Source organism: Nostoc sp. MS1, assembly GCF_019976755.1.
Classification (GTDB): domain Bacteria; phylum Cyanobacteriota; class Cyanobacteriia; order Cyanobacteriales; family Nostocaceae; genus Trichormus.
The window spans coordinates 6115395-6130764 of record NZ_AP023441.1 but is presented as its reverse complement, the minus strand read 5'-3'; the positions used below and the strand labels follow the sequence as shown (position 1 = coordinate 6130764).

Annotated in this window: 11 protein-coding genes; 3 read left to right on the top strand and 8 right to left on the bottom strand. The window is 41.2% G+C overall.

What is annotated here, in order from left to right; translation table 11 throughout:
• The first annotated feature begins 463 nt into the window (after window positions 1-463).
• Window positions 464-2215, top strand: a complete 1752-nt coding sequence (locus NSMS1_RS26435) for a calcium-binding protein (protein WP_224087615.1) — start codon at window positions 464-466, stop codon at window positions 2213-2215.
• Window positions 2216-2338: 123 nt separating this feature from the next.
• Here NSMS1_RS26435 and nblS read toward each other — a convergent pair whose 3' ends face one another.
• From nblS to NSMS1_RS26420, 3 genes are all read right to left on the bottom strand, one after another.
• A complete protein-coding gene (nblS, locus tag NSMS1_RS26430; protein ID WP_224087614.1) occupies window positions 2339-4291 on the bottom strand; it encodes a two-component system sensor histidine kinase NblS in 1953 nt (650 codons plus the stop codon).
• A 119-nt stretch (window positions 4292-4410) separates the two neighbouring features.
• Window positions 4411-5688, bottom strand: coding sequence for a phosphoribosylamine--glycine ligase (purD, locus tag NSMS1_RS26425; protein ID WP_224087613.1), 1278 nt, complete (start codon window positions 5686-5688; stop codon window positions 4411-4413).
• 175 nt (window positions 5689-5863) lie between these two features.
• Window positions 5864-6127, bottom strand: a complete 264-nt coding sequence (locus NSMS1_RS26420; protein WP_224087612.1) for a hypothetical protein — start codon at window positions 6125-6127, stop codon at window positions 5864-5866.
• 141 nt (window positions 6128-6268) lie between these two features.
• On the opposite strand from NSMS1_RS26420, the gene NSMS1_RS26415 reads away from it, so the two are divergent.
• The gene (locus NSMS1_RS26415; RefSeq protein ID WP_224087611.1) at window positions 6269-7219 is read left to right on the top strand and encodes an NAD-dependent epimerase/dehydratase family protein; all 951 of its coding nucleotides are present in this window, start codon (window positions 6269-6271) and stop codon (window positions 7217-7219) included.
• Between the two features lie 150 nt (window positions 7220-7369).
• Here NSMS1_RS26415 and NSMS1_RS26410 read toward each other — a convergent pair whose 3' ends face one another.
• The 5 genes from NSMS1_RS26410 to NSMS1_RS26390 form a co-directional block, all read right to left on the bottom strand.
• Window positions 7370-8107, bottom strand: a complete 738-nt coding sequence (locus tag NSMS1_RS26410) for a hypothetical protein (protein ID WP_224087610.1) — start codon at window positions 8105-8107, stop codon at window positions 7370-7372.
• A 260-nt stretch (window positions 8108-8367) separates the two neighbouring features.
• The gene (locus NSMS1_RS26405) at window positions 8368-8952 is read right to left on the bottom strand and encodes a glycosyltransferase family 39 protein (RefSeq protein WP_224087609.1); all 585 of its coding nucleotides are present in this window, start codon (window positions 8950-8952) and stop codon (window positions 8368-8370) included.
• Between the two features lie 281 nt (window positions 8953-9233).
• Complete coding sequence (locus NSMS1_RS26400; RefSeq protein ID WP_224087608.1) at window positions 9234-9572, bottom strand: DMT family transporter; 339 nt, start codon at window positions 9570-9572, stop codon at window positions 9234-9236.
• An 87-nt stretch (window positions 9573-9659) separates the two neighbouring features.
• Entirely contained in the window at window positions 9660-10244 is a 585-nt protein-coding gene (locus tag NSMS1_RS26395; protein WP_224087607.1) for a YqeG family HAD IIIA-type phosphatase, read from the bottom strand.
• A gap of 95 nt (window positions 10245-10339) precedes the next feature.
• Window positions 10340-11320 (bottom strand): decaprenyl-phosphate phosphoribosyltransferase, encoded by a 981-nt coding sequence (locus tag NSMS1_RS26390; protein ID WP_224087606.1) that lies wholly within the window; start codon window positions 11318-11320, stop codon window positions 10340-10342.
• A gap of 437 nt (window positions 11321-11757) precedes the next feature.
• Between NSMS1_RS26390 and NSMS1_RS26385 the strand changes: the two genes are divergently transcribed.
• Entirely contained in the window at window positions 11758-15291 is a 3534-nt protein-coding gene (locus NSMS1_RS26385) for a GAF domain-containing protein (protein ID WP_224087605.1), read from the top strand.
• Window positions 15292-15370: the final 79 nt, after the last annotated feature.

The window sequence follows — 15370 nt, the reverse complement described above, 5'->3', positions numbered from 1 at the left end:
ACCAATATACTATATCTCTATATTTAGAGTGTTCTGTGTATTTATTGCGCTTAATTCAGGGGTGGTAAGTTATTACCCTTATCCCTATTGTTGGGGATTTAATTTACCCAATGACCGCCTTGAATATCAAAAATATTCAGGTTTATTGGGGAGATAAATTTAATAAATTGCCATTAACTCAAAAGAGCATTAATTAGTATTTGAGACAATTTATTGCTCTAAATTATTATTTGTTGGTGTACAGATTGCCAAACTAGAAATATTTTTGCAAAAGATTAGATAAGTATATCAGTAAGCTTATCAATAGAGTTAATCTTCATGCACAAATAGTTCTGGTTCATGGCGAAACGAAGTCTGCCGACATCATGGGCTTTGGTCAATCATTATTCCATGACTACAGCTTTAAATCCCAATTAAAAACTGAAAAATTCTATCAAGTTTGAATCTCAAAGGAGTCAAATTTATGGCCATTATCAATGGTACAGATAACCCCAATCAAATTGATTTCCTTTATGGTACTGATCAAGATGATATCATCAATGGATTTGCAGGAGATGACAACATCTATGGAGGTTTAGGTAATGACACTCTCTATGGAGGCTTAGGTAACGACAAACTGCATGGAGGTTTAGGTGATGACAAACTCTACGGTGGTGAAGGTAATGACTATTTAGACGGCGAAGAGGGTAATAATACTCTGTATGCAGAAGCAGGTAATGATTACCTTGATGCCGCCAATTCCTCTGGGAACAACCTTTTAGATGGGGGAACGGGAGATGATGAAATTTACGCTTATAGTTCCCGTGGAAATAACACCCTCAAGGGTGGAAGTGGAAAAGATATTTTAGATATTCGCTTTTCTTCGGGAAAAAATACCTTAGATGGCGGTGCTGATAATGATAAACTTTACGCTCGCTACTCACAAGGAAACAATACACTCCGGGGTGGAAGTGGAGATGATTATCTTGGAGTTGATTTCTCTGCTGGTAATAATGTCCTATATGGAGATGATGGAAATGACATCCTTGATGTGAGTTATCAATGGAAAGGCAGCAATAAAGTTTCAGGTGGAAACGGAAATGATACTTTTTACGCCTATGGAGTTCAAGGTAGCAACACTTTCTCTGGTGATAGTGGTAACGACTCATTCTACATTAGTAGCCCACCAGCCGACACCGTTGTCCATCCCTTAGCGACTCAAACAGTTGATGGAGGGATAGATAATGATTACTTATTAATTGACTATAGCACGGCGATCGCTCCCATCACCTCAAGCTTTAACACCACTACTAAGCAGGGTTTAGTTACTGCCGACACAAATCAAGTCAGTTACAAAAATATCGAACGATTAGAGATTAGAGGTACGGTCTATGATGACAATATTGTCGGCAACTATGGAGACACAGTACTTTATGGGAATGCTGGTAATGACACTTTAGGCGTTAACAACAATTCACGTAGTAAAAACAATCTTTATGGCGGTACAGGTGACGACTTTTTATATGCAGACGTTACAGGCGGAACCAACTTACTAGATGGTGGAGAGGGCAATGATTATCTGTCTGCTACTAATAATTATTCCTACTTCTACGGCGGAACTCAGACCCTAATTGGTGGGGCTGGTAATGATACTTTGGATGTTAGCGGTTCTTATGGTAACAACTTCCTTTATGGAGGTGCAGGTAATGATTTCCTAGACGCAGATTATTCAAGTGGGCTACATATCCTAGATGGTGGTGATGGAGACGATTATCTATCTGCTAGAGGTTCCAGTAACGGCTATCTCACCAAATCTCACACTCTAATTGGTGGTGCAGGTAATGATACTTTAAATGTTGAGTCTTCGCGTGCTGAGAATACCTTAATCGGCGGTACAGGTAACGATGTTCTGATTGGTGGTTCCAATGTAGATACCTTTGTTTTCAATAGTTTTGATGAAGGGGTTGATAGTATCTATAACTTTGAAAACCGGAATGACATCATTCAAATATCTGCTAGTGGTTTTGGTGGAGGGTTAACAGCAGGTTTACTATCTGCCAATCAGTTTACCTTGGGTACAGTTGCCACAACGAGCAATCAACGATTTATTTACGACAGTAACACAGGAGTGCTGTATTTTGATCAAGATGGCAACGGTGGTAGATTTACTCAACAACAACTTGCACAACTATACAATGTATCTTCACTCAGCGTCAGCAATTTCGTAGTTGTTTAATCAATTTTGTTGTTTCGTAAATTAACCCAACCCAAGCTTGTTGTTCATTAACTATTTTTCCCCAGTATAGTAGTTTTCCATACTAGGGGAATTTTTAATAGGGTTTTCACTTCCTACTCCTTACTAACCAGCAGGTAGTGTTGCTTGTTCACCCATAGCTTCAGCCATCTTTTTTGGTGCTTCTTCTTCAAACAAGGTCAAGTCAAACCAAAAAGTAGTACCAACACCTACTTCACTAACTAGATTGACTTTACTGTGGTGTCGTTCCACGATATTTCTGACAATTGACAAACCTAAACCTGTACCCTCCAAGGTGTGAACCCTATTTTCTACTCGGAAGAAACGGTCAAAAATAGCTTGTTGGTCTTCTGAAGCGATACCAATACCCGTGTCAGAAACTTCTATACGCACTTGAGCAGAATGATTGGGAGAATTGGGTTTAGTATCTAACTTGTAGGTACGAATGGCAATTTTGCCGCCTGCGGGAGTAAATTTAAGGGCATTACCAACTAGATTTGCTAGAACTTGTAATAGCAAGTCGTAATTGCCTAAAACTAGTGGTAAGCCTGGGGCGACATCTTGAATGAGTTCAATACCTTTATCCCTGGCGTTGAGTTGATAGGTACGCAATGTTTGTTCAATTGCCTGGGCTAAATCCACCCCATCAAAATTGTAGCTACGACCAGATTCTAGCTTAGATAAATCTAAAACATCGTTAACTAGGCGAGTCAGACGGTCTGTTTCATGGTTAACCGTTTGCAAAAATTCCTTGCGTTGTTCCAAACTTAAGTCTTCGCCGTAGTCATGCAAGGTTTCTATAAAAGATTTGATGTTAAATAACGGCGTTCGTAGTTCGTGGGAAACGTTACTGATAAATTGGCTTTTGGCTTCATTTAACTCCACTTCACGGGTAATATCTTGGACTGTGATTGCAATGCCTTTGATATTTTCCCGTTGCAAGTCGAGGACTGTAGTTAAAAGAATCCGAATTGTGCGTTTGCTGGGTTGGCTGAGGGTAAGGCGAAACTCGGCACTTTCGCAGTCACCAGATGCCATATCGTACAAGGTTCTGGTGATTTCCATTTGTACGGTTGGGGGTAAGTGGTGTAATACATTACTCCCCACCACATCATCTGCCCCTTCCCAACCAAAAATGTGTCGTGCTGTGGGGTTGACTAAAATCACCTGCATATTGTTGTCAATCAACACAGCACCATCGGCGATGGTAGAAACTAGGGTTTCGAGTTTGGCTTTTTCTGCTGTTAGTTCCTCAATGTTTTGTTCTTCATAACGCTCTAGGCGCTCTGCCATCTCGTTAAAATTGAGAATTAACTCCCCTAATTCTCCTCCCAAGGGTAAATCAATTCGCTGCTTGAAGTTCCCGGCTGCGATTTGTTTTACCCCTACCAATAATTCCTTGATGGGTTTGGTGATGGTTAAAGCGTTAACCACCCCTGCCAAAATCACCATGACCCAAATTGTGATAAACACAGCAATGGTCACATCACGGGTGAAATTAGTAGAGGTGACGGCTATGGGATTGGGGTTGATGCCAATCGCCAATACCCCTAAATATTTTTTATCGACAATCAGGGGGATAAACACATCAGTCACAATTCCATCTGGACTCAGGTGTTGCCTTACCATTGGCTTCTCACCATCACCAGGGTAATCTTCTGGTAATTGGATGCGCCGCTCAATGGAGAGGGAGTTTTCCACCTCTGGTTCCCAAAAAGGAATGCCAAAAAATATCTTTCCAGTTTCATCAGCGTAGAGCATATAGCGCACGCTAGAAGTAGTGCTATAGAAGCGTTGGGAAAATTGGGCAACCTCGGTAAGATTATGGTCAGCCACTAGGGGGGCAACATTAGCAGCCAAAAGCAGCCCTAAATCTCGCCCAAACCGAGTGTCATTCATTCGGGCATCTTGCTGAATTGTGTTCACCGCCCAAAATGTCAAACCACTCATTACCAAGGAAACCACCAAAGTGGCTGCGGCTAATAGTTTGGTCTGGAGAGTGAACTCTGACCACCAGTTGGCGATCGCTTCTCGAATTGTTTTTAACAGCGCCAGCATCTCAATTAAAGTTGTTAGTAGCTTTTGATATCAACCCCAACAACTTAAAAATTAACAGTTATTTTGGTCATTTGGTCATTTGGTCATTTGGTCAGTTGACAATTGACAATTGACAGTTGTCAACCAAGAACTCTATGACCAATGTCTTTTCGGTAGTACATATCTGAAAAGTCAATGGACTTAATTCCAGTGTACGCTTGTGCGAGGGCTTGTTCAAAATTTTCTCCGATTCCTGTTACATTCAGGACTCGGCCGCCGTCTGTAACTATTTGTTGTTGCTCGTTTAATTTTGTGCCTGCATGAAACACTGTCGCGCCTGTGGCTTCTGCTTGGGGGATACCTGTAATGACTTTCCCTTTTTCATAATCGCCTGGATATCCACCAGAGGCTGCTACTACAGTGGCGGAGGCTCCTGTTTGCCAAGTAATGGGGGGTAGTTCGCCTAAACGCTGCTCTACACAAGCTAAAATCAACTCCTCTAAGGGAGTAGCTAACAAGGGGAGAATGACTTGCGTTTCTGGATCGCCAAAGCGGCAGTTAAATTCTAAAACTTTGAAATCTCCATTGGGCGTAATCATCAAGCCAGCGTATAGTACACCACGGTAATCTATACCTTTGGATTTTAAGGCGGCGATCGCTCTTTCTAATACCTCTGTTTGCACCCGTGCCATAATCTCTGGTGTCGCAATTGGCGCTGGTGCGTAAGCTCCCATCCCTCCAGTGTTATCTCCTGTATCACCCTCTCCTATCCGCTTATGGTCTTGGGCTGGGAGTAAGGGGCGAATTGTTACTCCATCCGTCAACGCTAATACTGAGACTTCTTGCCCAATCAAGCATTCTTCAATGACTGCGAACTCCCCGGCGCTGCCGAACTGCCCTTGAAAGATAGCATCAATGGCGCTTTCTGCCTGTTCGACTGTCTCGGCAACAGTGACACCCTTTCCAGCCGCCAAACCATCGGCTTTAACTACTATTGGCGCTCCCTGCACTCTGATGTATGACTTAGCTGCTGCTGCCTCCGTAAATACCGCAGCCTTAGCAGTGGGAATCCCTGCTTCCTGCATCAGCGCTTTTGCCCAAGCCTTACTCGCTTCAATCTGCGCCCCGGCTCTGTTTGGGCCAAATACCTTTAATCCTTTATCTTGCAGATAGTTGGTGATTCCTTTAGCTAAAGGCACTTCTGGCCCGACTACCACCAAAGAAAAACCTTGACTCAAGGCGTATTCGCTAATTCCGGCAAAATCGTCTACTGCTAAAGGTACGTTTTGGCAACGTGCCAGAGTTGCCGTTCCTCCATTTCCTGGCACACAGGCGACTTGCTCAACTTGCGGTGATTGCAACAGTTTCCACGCTAGAGCGTGTTCCCGTCCCCCGTTACCTACAACTATAACTTTCACTGATTCCCTCTTGCGTCTCTGGCAAAACGAGAAGTACCAATTCAATTCAAAATTCGTCTTGAAAAGTTTCCTACGGCGGGAAACCCGCCTACAGAACTTTCCGCAAAATTCAAAATTAAGAAATCCAGATATTGGCTTCTGGGAATTGGTATCAAACTACTCGCGGATCAATTTTTCACCAAATCTGACCCTGATGCAAGTGTTGAGGATGAGTGGTGTTAGCGGTAGCAGCGCGTTTAGCGCCTGCTGAGTAATAAATTTCCCCATCCGCCTTGTCTACCTCATCTCCCTGTGGGCAAATCTCGACTTGGCGGGAGTTGAGCGAAGTCAAAACTCCCGCCAAGTTGAAACTCCCGCATAGCCGAAACTCTATTACTGCACAGTCGTTAGCGTTAGCGTCTCCATTCGCACAGTTTCCCCGAGAGAAGGAGAACCACATCTCTCTTCCTCCCAATTTCATTTAATTTGCCAAACTCAACATAATTGTTTTAAAACTAACTAGGAAATAATGACTTTATTTCATCATCACTATTAACCTGTAGATATAAAGACTTAGAACATACAAAATAAAATAGGTAACATGGCCAAAATTATAGTTACTGGAGCAGCAGGGTTTATTGGTTCGCATCTAGTGGAAGCCTTGCTCAAACAAGGTGAAGATGTCATCGGGATTGATGAAGTGAACGATTACTACGACCCTTTATTAAAACGTAAGAATATTGCTAATTTACAATCGTCGCCTAACTTTACCTTTATTGAAGGAGATATTCAATTTTTAGATTGGCAGAAACTCCTACAAGATGTAACTGTGGTGTACCATCAGGCGGCGCAGGCAGGTGTAAGGGCGAGTTGGGGTAAAGGATTCCGCGCTTATACTGAACGCAACATTAATGCTACACAAGTTTTGTTGGAAGCGGCGAAGGATGCTAAACAATTAACTAGATTCGTATTTGCATCTACTTCTAGTGTATATGGGGATGCGGAAACACTACCTACCCATGAAGGGATTCCTCCGCAACCAGTTTCTCCCTATGGCATTACAAAGCTAGCTGCCGAACGTTTATGTGGGCTATATCACAAAAACTTTGGTGTGCCTTTTGTGGCTCTGCGTTATTTCACAGTTTATGGCCCTAGACAGCGCCCTGATATGGCTTTCCATAAGTTTTTTAAATCTGTTTTGCAGGATGAAGCCATTCCTGTTTATGGTGATGGACAGCAAACTCGTGATTTTACGTTTGTGAGTGATGCTGTAGCGGCAAATTTAGCTGCTGCTAGAGAATTGGCGGCTATAGGGGAAATATTTAATGTTGGTGGTGGTAGTAGGGTAGTTTTAGCTGAGGTGTTAGACACAATGGAACAAATCGCTGGTCAGCCAATTAAGCGAAATCACATAGATAAGGCGATGGGAGACGCACGTCACACGGCTGCTGATGTATCGAAGGCAAGGAAAATTCTAGGATATGCGCCAAATGTCACGTTGAAGGAGGGTTTGGTTCAAGAATGGCAATGGGTAAAGTCTTTGTACACCTAGACTACTCAAGTTAGGAACTGGCAAATAAAAAACATCTTTTATGGGATGGGCATCTTGCCCGTCCCTTGTATTATAGAGCAGGCAGGATGCCTACCCTAAAAGAATCATCCCTTGATTCAGCAACGCCAATATTTACTCTCCGCTCATCATCTAAGATTTTAACGGATTTGCACTCAACTTCCAAAGCATAATTTTGGTTTCAAATGTAGGTTCTACATTTCCCTTCCAATTGTAGAATTTAGAAACACGACAATTCTTGGCTTTCTGCAATACTTCATCTAAATATTTAGAAGAATAATTGCGACTGAGAATAGAGACATCGTTAGTCTCACAAGGTATACCTTGTTCTGGTGATTGTATGAGAAAATTCGCTTCAGGTTTGAAGAAATAAGCCAAATCTAAAGGCGGATAACCAGAGGCAATAAGAATAGGATTAGTAGATTGCTTAATTACACTAGCGACATTAGGTATATAAATACAATTATATTTATTCCACCAAGCATCTGCCTGAGATATAAATACACAAGATAGGATACCAACAGAGAGCAAACTAATAGTGATGATTCTCCATAATTGTTGATGCCAAACTCGACTGGTGACAAAAAAGAGATGGGAAGACAAGCAATAAGCTACTGCTAATTGAATACCTAAGAAGAAAGGGATTAGATATCGTGCAATACTCGAACGCCTTCCTCCTGTAATTAAATCGGGTAAAACTAACGCTAATGCTGTAACACTGATTAATATGAGGATAAATAACCAAGTTTTTTTGTGAGTTTGACGACACAGAAAGTAAATTGAGTAAATAACTAGAACTGCGATCGCTCCAATACCCAGGTATAAAATGTTATTTTTAATAACTAAATTATAATTAACATCAAGAAACAATCTACTAATATTCAACAACCAAGTTTTAATTAAAACCTCTAAAGGAACAGCTATTTTAGACCAGCTTGTTTCTTGATCTAATTTAGAAAAGCTACTAGCAGTGACAATTAACCAGGGACTAAAGAGTAAAAGAGATAGTAATGAAGAGAGTAAATAAGCCCTGAGAGTTTTTGTGAATCGGAAACCTTCATAAATTAGAATATATAAGCCATGCCCTATGGCAACTAAGCAAGAGAAAAGGTATGTATATAAGCTGATAGTTAGAGTAACTGTATAAATAACCAGTTTAACTTTGTACCTTGACGCAGTGACTTTAGTAAAGCAGCGCTAGATAAAAGAATTGTTACAGTCCAAAGACTTTGAGGACGGGCTTCTTGAGCGTAGAGAACTTGAAATGGAGAAATTGCTAATAACCCAAGCGCCATCCATGCTGTATTTGATGAGGGAAATAACTCACGACACAACCAATAGATAGCTGGCAAAGCTAACAAGCTGATGACAGCAGAAAAACTTCTGGCTGAAATTATAGAGCTACTGAATAATTGAACCCAACTACGCAACAAGATAAAGTAAGCTGGTGGAAGTTGGGGTTCTTCCACAGCTAATCCTTTAATTACCTCCAACGTTCCTTTGTCTGAACGCAATCTTTGATATTTCTGTAAATCTGCTACATTCAGTTGGTAATTAGTTAGGAAGTTTTGTCGCATTTCTTGAAACGTATACCCAAAAATACGCACTAATGTACTAGTTTCATCTCCCCAAAATACTTTTTTATCAATATTAATAAAACGAAAAAATATTCCTACGATTAATACACTAATAATGAACAATTTAAAAATATTCATAAATGAATATAAGTTATTGTCCGAAACTTGAAAGATGCTGCCTAGCCTGAGTTTCAATTTGTGTAATGATAATTTCATAAATCATTAGGCTTCATAATTAGGTGGACACAATTATTTATAAGACGTATTTCGACTACGCTCAATGCTCGTTAACCTTATTAGAAGATGGTTGAGCGCAGTGGTCACTGAGCTTTGTCGTTCGCGTTAGCGTCTCGTAGAGAAGTGTCGAAACCCGACGCTCTCAAGTTAAGTTTAATTTAGTCCTTCTACTTATAATAATATTAAGATGGTTTTGCTAAGGCGATCGCACTAATTCCACTCAACAGTAAACCTATACCTATCCATTGGGTAACTAATACTTTTTCTCGCAAAACTATAGCCCCTACTATTGTAGTGACAACAATTGTTAATCCAATCACTAACGGATAAGCAATAGATAAGTTTAATTTACCTAATACCAATATATAAAAAACTGTACTTAATCCGTAGCAACATATCCCACCTAATAGATAAAAGTTGAGAGAATTTTGTCCTGCGCCTAGTTTTAATAAAGTTTGTGCTATTGTATTTAAACTTACTGTAATTAAAATTAGTAAACCAAAAATAAGGGGATTACTCATAAATATTAATTGGCTAAAGAGTTGCAAATCACTATGTTAGTCTAACTTTTCACTTTTTATTGCCAAAATTAAAAATTTTCGGCTTATTTAGAAAAATATTTTATAACCAAAAGCACCATGAAAATCCCACAGTTCTTTTTCTTTAGGGTAAGGTATCTGCACCCACTTTCCTGCTAACTTTTCCCACCATCGGGGAGGATGGGGTAGGCTGGCAACTTGGATATAATAACATCCACACAGTTTTGCTCCCATAACATCAGTATGCAAACTATCACCTATGACTACTACGTTCTTAGATGATAAACGCATCTGATTCATAGCTTTACGGAATGCCGGGGGAAACGGTTTTTTAGCTGGACTGATGGCGGCAATATCGAGGCGATGTGACCAATATTTAACGCGGTAGCGGCGTTTTCCATTGGACAGGATGAACAGTTTTAAACCTGCTAACTTAGCTTCAGCAATCCAATTTTCTGCCCAAGGGGAAAGGTAGCGATCGTCTTCGGAAATAATAGTATTGTCTAGGTCTAGTATCACACCCCTAATCCCAGCCGCTTTGAGCCAATCAATATCAATTTCTGCTAAGGTAACAGTTTTTTTTGGTAATTGTTCCAGTTGCTTAGTAAAGGTTAAGTGATGCAGTTTACTTAACCAAGTTTTTATATGGGTCATTGCTCAAGTTTTTTGTCAGTTGTCAGTTGCAGAGATATGTTTAGGCTGATATTCAGAGTAAAGATAACTAACGGCTGACAAGATATTACAGTAAGTTATTGGATAATTCCTTGATTTTTTAACCACAGAATTATGAAGCAAGTACAAATCCAACCAATCACTGTGAATAGGATTCCTTTATCTTTTAACAATACTTCTTCTGGTCTTTCAGTGCGTCCACCTTTTTCTAAATGCTCATCTTCTGCATGAGAAATTTCTTGGGGATCGCTGAGAAGTTGATAGCGGAATATTCCATACAATACAAATGGTAGGGTGAGTAGCATCCAAGAGGTAGATGCACCTTTTAAATCAGGGCCAGCACTCCAAAGTGCATAGGTGACAACTGTGCCTGTAGTAACTACGCTTTCCATCCGTGCTAATAAAGGTAAGGAATAGCGTCTAAGTACACTACGGAGTTTTGTACCTTGGATTTGTGCTAGGCGTAGTTCAGCTTTACGTTTTTCGATACCTAAAAATAACGCCAACATGGCTGTACAGAGCAGGAACCAAGCTGAAAGAACAATGTTAGTAGCAGCCGCACCTCCAAAGGCACGTAAGACAAACCCAGTTGCGATCGCCACTACATCTAAAATCACCATCCGTTTGAGTTTGAGGTTATAGGCAACCTGTAAAATGGCATAGCCTGTAATCGCTGCACCCAATTGTGGCGATCGCCACCAACTAATACTTAAAGCACCTACCAACAAGATCACTGCCATACCTATGGCTACTGGAATGCTCACAAGTCCAGCAGCAATAGGCCGCTTACATTTCACAGGATGCAGGCGATCGGCAGCAACATCTGCAATATCGTTGATTAAATAAAAGCCACTAGAGGCACAACAAAATAATATAAATGCAAATAAACTACCTAATAAGGACGGGATATTAATACTGAAAGCGAACAACGGTGCAGCAAATACTACCAAATTTTTTGTCCATTGCCTGGGACGCATAGCAGCTAGATGGTACGCAAAATTCTGGTAAGTATTGGCTAATAAGGAGCCTGTGGAAAAAGAGTTGCGTCCAGTGTCCATATGGTATTATTACTTAATAAATATTTGTTAAGTTAACTACGTAATTTTTTTTACTAAGAAGATAGTACTATTTTTATTCCACTTTTCCTAAAAAAATGAGTTAATTTACCTAATCTTTATTAGTTTTTACTGAAGCTTAAATAAAAGCATTATGTGGAGATGAGTAAATACTTGTAAATCTATACTCATTTTTAGAGTTTATTCTTAAGCTGAAATCCCCTGCTACGTAAGTACATACAGCAGATTCCCATCTTGTTTTCCTCTGGCAAGTTTGGTACAACGATGTAGGTTGGGACACAGCGAAGATGTGTAGCACAGGAAATAAAGTCTTATATTCCCACCATTCCCGCTTTGAAAATCTCCTAACTTATGTGGCTACTGCTCTACCTCGTTTACCTAAAATTTTCCATAGTTGCTATGTGAACTGAAATTACCTCATGCTCATTTCTACAAGTCAGCCAAAAGATACGACACAACAAACGCTTTTATTAGAAGCGACGGCTTCGGTAGCAAACGTGCTATTAACTGTAGGTAATTTTGATCAGGCAGTGAATATGGCACTGCAAATTATTGGCATGAGTTTGGATACGGATCGGGTTTGTGTAATTGAGCATTTTGAGCAACCATCAGAATTACTTCCTTGGTGGAAGATCATTTATGAATGGCATTCACCCTATACAGTGCCACAGATTTCTCATCATCAAGTAGCCCAAGGAACATATAAAGGAATTACTAATTGGTACGATCGCATTTCTCAAGGACAGGTACTAAGTTACCTACTGGAAGAAATGCCAGAGCCGTTTCGTAGTGGACAAGCGGCGATTGGAGTCAAAGCACTGCATGTAGTTCCTATCTTGATTGATGGTAAATGTTGGGGGTGTGTGGGTTTTGACGACTGTCGAGAAGCCAAGCGCCGCAATGCCGATGAGTTAGCAGTACTGAAAACCGCAGCCCTTTGTATCGGTAGTGCTATCGAGCGTCAACGGATGCAAGAAACTTTACTACAAGCTGAAAAAGAACGTGCCGCCGAACTGGCCAGAATTAATGAAGCTTTGCAACAGCGCGATCGCTTACTTTCTGTGGTTGCTCAAGTTACGAAAAACTTATTAGAAACTGAAGATATTGATGTAGCAATTCCTACAGCTTTGCAGGCGATCGGCGAAGTGGCAAACATGAGTCGCGTGCAACTGATTCTCGAATCCCAAGACCTAACTACACAAAAACTATATCATTGGATTACTTATGAGTGGGTAGCCCCAGGAATTACGCCCCAAATCAACCATCCCACTATGGCAGTGATTGAGAATGAGCATGTCGAGGTCATACTGAAGGAATTGTGTGCAGGGCGTTCTATTTGGCGTATAGTTGAGGACTTACCTGAGCCAATTAGAGATGAATTTGCATCCATAGGCATCAAATCAACCGGGGGAGTTCCCTTATTTATCGAAGGACGTTACATTGGTGCTGTCGCCTTTGATGATTGCGCCCAATACCGACACTGGAGTCAGCAAGAAATCGATGTACTGACTACTGCGGCTGAGAGCATTGGAGCCGCACTACACCGCAAACAATTAGTAGAACACCTAGTCACCGAGCGTTTTCAAGCTTCCCAAAAGAAATTAGTAGAACTGTCTCAGGCTAATACTGCCCTGAAAAATAGTCTGGCTCGTCTAGCCGCAGTTTCTGAACTTGATACTTTCCTGAGCCATATCATCTTAGAAATTCAACATCAATTAAATGCTCAATCGGCGCATTTATTTCTCTATGATGCACTATCCCATACATTGCGCCTGCATCTAGGTTTTCAAGCAGATCAGGTACTACCTAAAGATAAATTACAAAACATTGACCCTTTCCTAGCGCCAATTCCCGCAGATATTACTCGTGGGTGGGAGATTTTAGTGCAGGCAAAAAAACCTCTAGAAGTGGGCATTTGGGACAATGCCCATCCTGAACATTGGTCTTTAGCCCTAGAGTGGCATCGTCAGCGAGGACATCAAAAAGCCATGTATATACCCCTACTCTTGGGTGATATTCCCTTGGGTTTCTTGGGGTTAGCGTTTACTCACAAAACTAGTTTCCATCCAGAGGATTTTGAATTAGCTCAAGCTTTAGCCCATCAAGCAACCTTAGCAATTCAACTCACCCAGTTAGCAGAACAAGCAAAGCAAACCGCAGTAGCCTATGAACAAGAAAAAGCTGCCCAAGAGCAGTTAAGGCAATTGGCTCAAGCGAATACCGTACTCAAGAAAACTTTAGATGTATTGGCAACAGAACCGGAAATTGATCGCTCCCTTGGTCATGTATTACAAGTCATGACTGAACAATTAGAGTCCACCTCTGCTGCTCTGTGGTTCTACAATCAAGAAAATGAAAACTTCTCACTACATCTGGTCTATCTTGATGGTCAAATTTTGGCAGCAATACCCGAAAACCTTGACAAATTAACAGGACATTGGGTCAGAAAAGGAAAATTTCCCAGAGATTTAATCATCAAAAAGCATATCCGCGATCGCCGTCCAGTTATCTATCATGTAGATAACTCACCGGAATTATCCCAAAAATCCCGCCAATTTATGGAAAGTTTAGGCGTAAAAACCTTACTGGGTGTACCCTTACTCATTGGCGCGGAAGTAGTGGGTACTTTTACCGTCCGGTTTACTACAAAACGGGATTTGCAAGCAGAAGAACTCGAACTCATTCAAGCTTTAGCACATCAAGCAACGTTGGCAATTCAACTGCTACGCATGGCAGAACAAGCAAAACAAGCCGCAGTGACTCGTGAACAAGAAAAAGCCGCCCAACAGCAACTAAAAGAATTAGCTAGAGCTAACGAAGCCTTAAGAAGTTGTGTAAATCGATTAGCAGACGAACTCGACTCGGAAACATTTCTAGAGCATCTACTTTTAGAGGCTTCTGCTCAAATCAATTCCTGTGCATCTGCAATGTTTCTCTACCAGGATTTGTTTAATCACGTCCGAGTGATGAAGCGATATGTTAGGGAAGGACAGGTAATTAATATCTATAAAAATCCAGAATTTGAAGTATTGACAAATCCAATACCTGTCAATACTTGCGCTGTCTGGGAAAGCTCGCTTTTAAAAGGCGAAGCTGTCTTCTTTAACTTGGATGATACTAATGAGGAACGTTGTCCGCACATAGACTGGCATTATACTCAAGGACACCGTTCTATTGTGCTTGTACCTTTAATTTTAGGTTCCCGTCCTCTGGGATTTATTGGTTTTTGCTTTTGGGAATATAGAACTAGGCTACCCCAAAACATAGAATTGATTATGACATTGGCGCAACAAGCCACCCTAGCAATTCATTTGACCAATTTAGCCGAAAACAGCCGCCAAGCTGCCATTTTAGAAGAACGCAACCGCATGGCGCGGGAAATTCATGATACCCTAGCCCAAGCCTTCACAGGTGTAATTGTCCAATTGGGTGCAGCCTCTCGCCTAACTACGGATGATTTAGCAGAAGTACACACACACATCATCCAAGCAAGGGATCTAGCACGAGAAGGACTAGCTGAAGCCAGGCGATCGCTCAACGCTCTCCGTCCCCAAATCTTAGAAACTAATAATTTACCCAAAGCTTTTAACCGTCTTGTCAGCCAAATGTCTGCCTCCCTTGATCGGCAAATTGTCTGCAATATCATCGGTCAAGTATATTCCTTATCAGCAGAAGTAGAAAATAACTTACTACGTATTGGGCAAGAAGCATTGACAAATGCCTTGAAACATGCGTTGGCTAGTGAAATCAAGATAGAACTAGTCTATGACCCGACACAATTTATCTTGCGAGTTAAAGATAATGGACAAGGACTGGATACAGATAGTTTATCAATGGTAAAAGGTTTTGGCTTGATGGGTATCAAAGAACGTAGCGATCGCATAGGAGCGCAACTAACAATCCAAAGCACCCCAGGAGGGGGAACGGAGATTATCATACTCGTCAGGATTTAGAGAGTGGGGGAGATGGGGGGAGATGAGGGAGATGAAGGAGAAAGGGGAAAAGGGCAAAGGGAAAGGGGAAAGAACCTTC

Bases quoted from the DNA above. Each gene is read 5' to 3' on its own strand.
- NSMS1_RS26435 (WP_224087615.1), top strand. From the start codon at position 464: ATGGCCATTATCAATGGTACAGATAACCCCAATCAAATTGATTTCCTT.
- nblS (WP_224087614.1), bottom strand. From the start codon at position 4,291: ATGCTGGCGCTGTTAAAAACAATTCGAGAAGCGATCGCCAACTGGTGG.
- NSMS1_RS26420 (WP_224087612.1), bottom strand. From the start codon at position 6,127: ATGTGGTTCTCCTTCTCTCGGGGAAACTGTGCGAATGGAGACGCTAAC.
- NSMS1_RS26415 (WP_224087611.1), top strand. From the start codon at position 6,269: ATGGCCAAAATTATAGTTACTGGAGCAGCAGGGTTTATTGGTTCGCAT.
- NSMS1_RS26405 (WP_224087609.1), bottom strand. From the start codon at position 8,952: ATGAATATTTTTAAATTGTTCATTATTAGTGTATTAATCGTAGGAATA.
- NSMS1_RS26400 (WP_224087608.1), bottom strand. From the start codon at position 9,572: ATGAGTAATCCCCTTATTTTTGGTTTACTAATTTTAATTACAGTAAGT.
- NSMS1_RS26395 (WP_224087607.1), bottom strand. From the start codon at position 10,244: ATGACCCATATAAAAACTTGGTTAAGTAAACTGCATCACTTAACCTTT.
- NSMS1_RS26390 (WP_224087606.1), bottom strand. From the start codon at position 11,320: ATGGACACTGGACGCAACTCTTTTTCCACAGGCTCCTTATTAGCCAAT.
- NSMS1_RS26385 (WP_224087605.1), top strand. From the start codon at position 11,758: ATGCTCATTTCTACAAGTCAGCCAAAAGATACGACACAACAAACGCTT.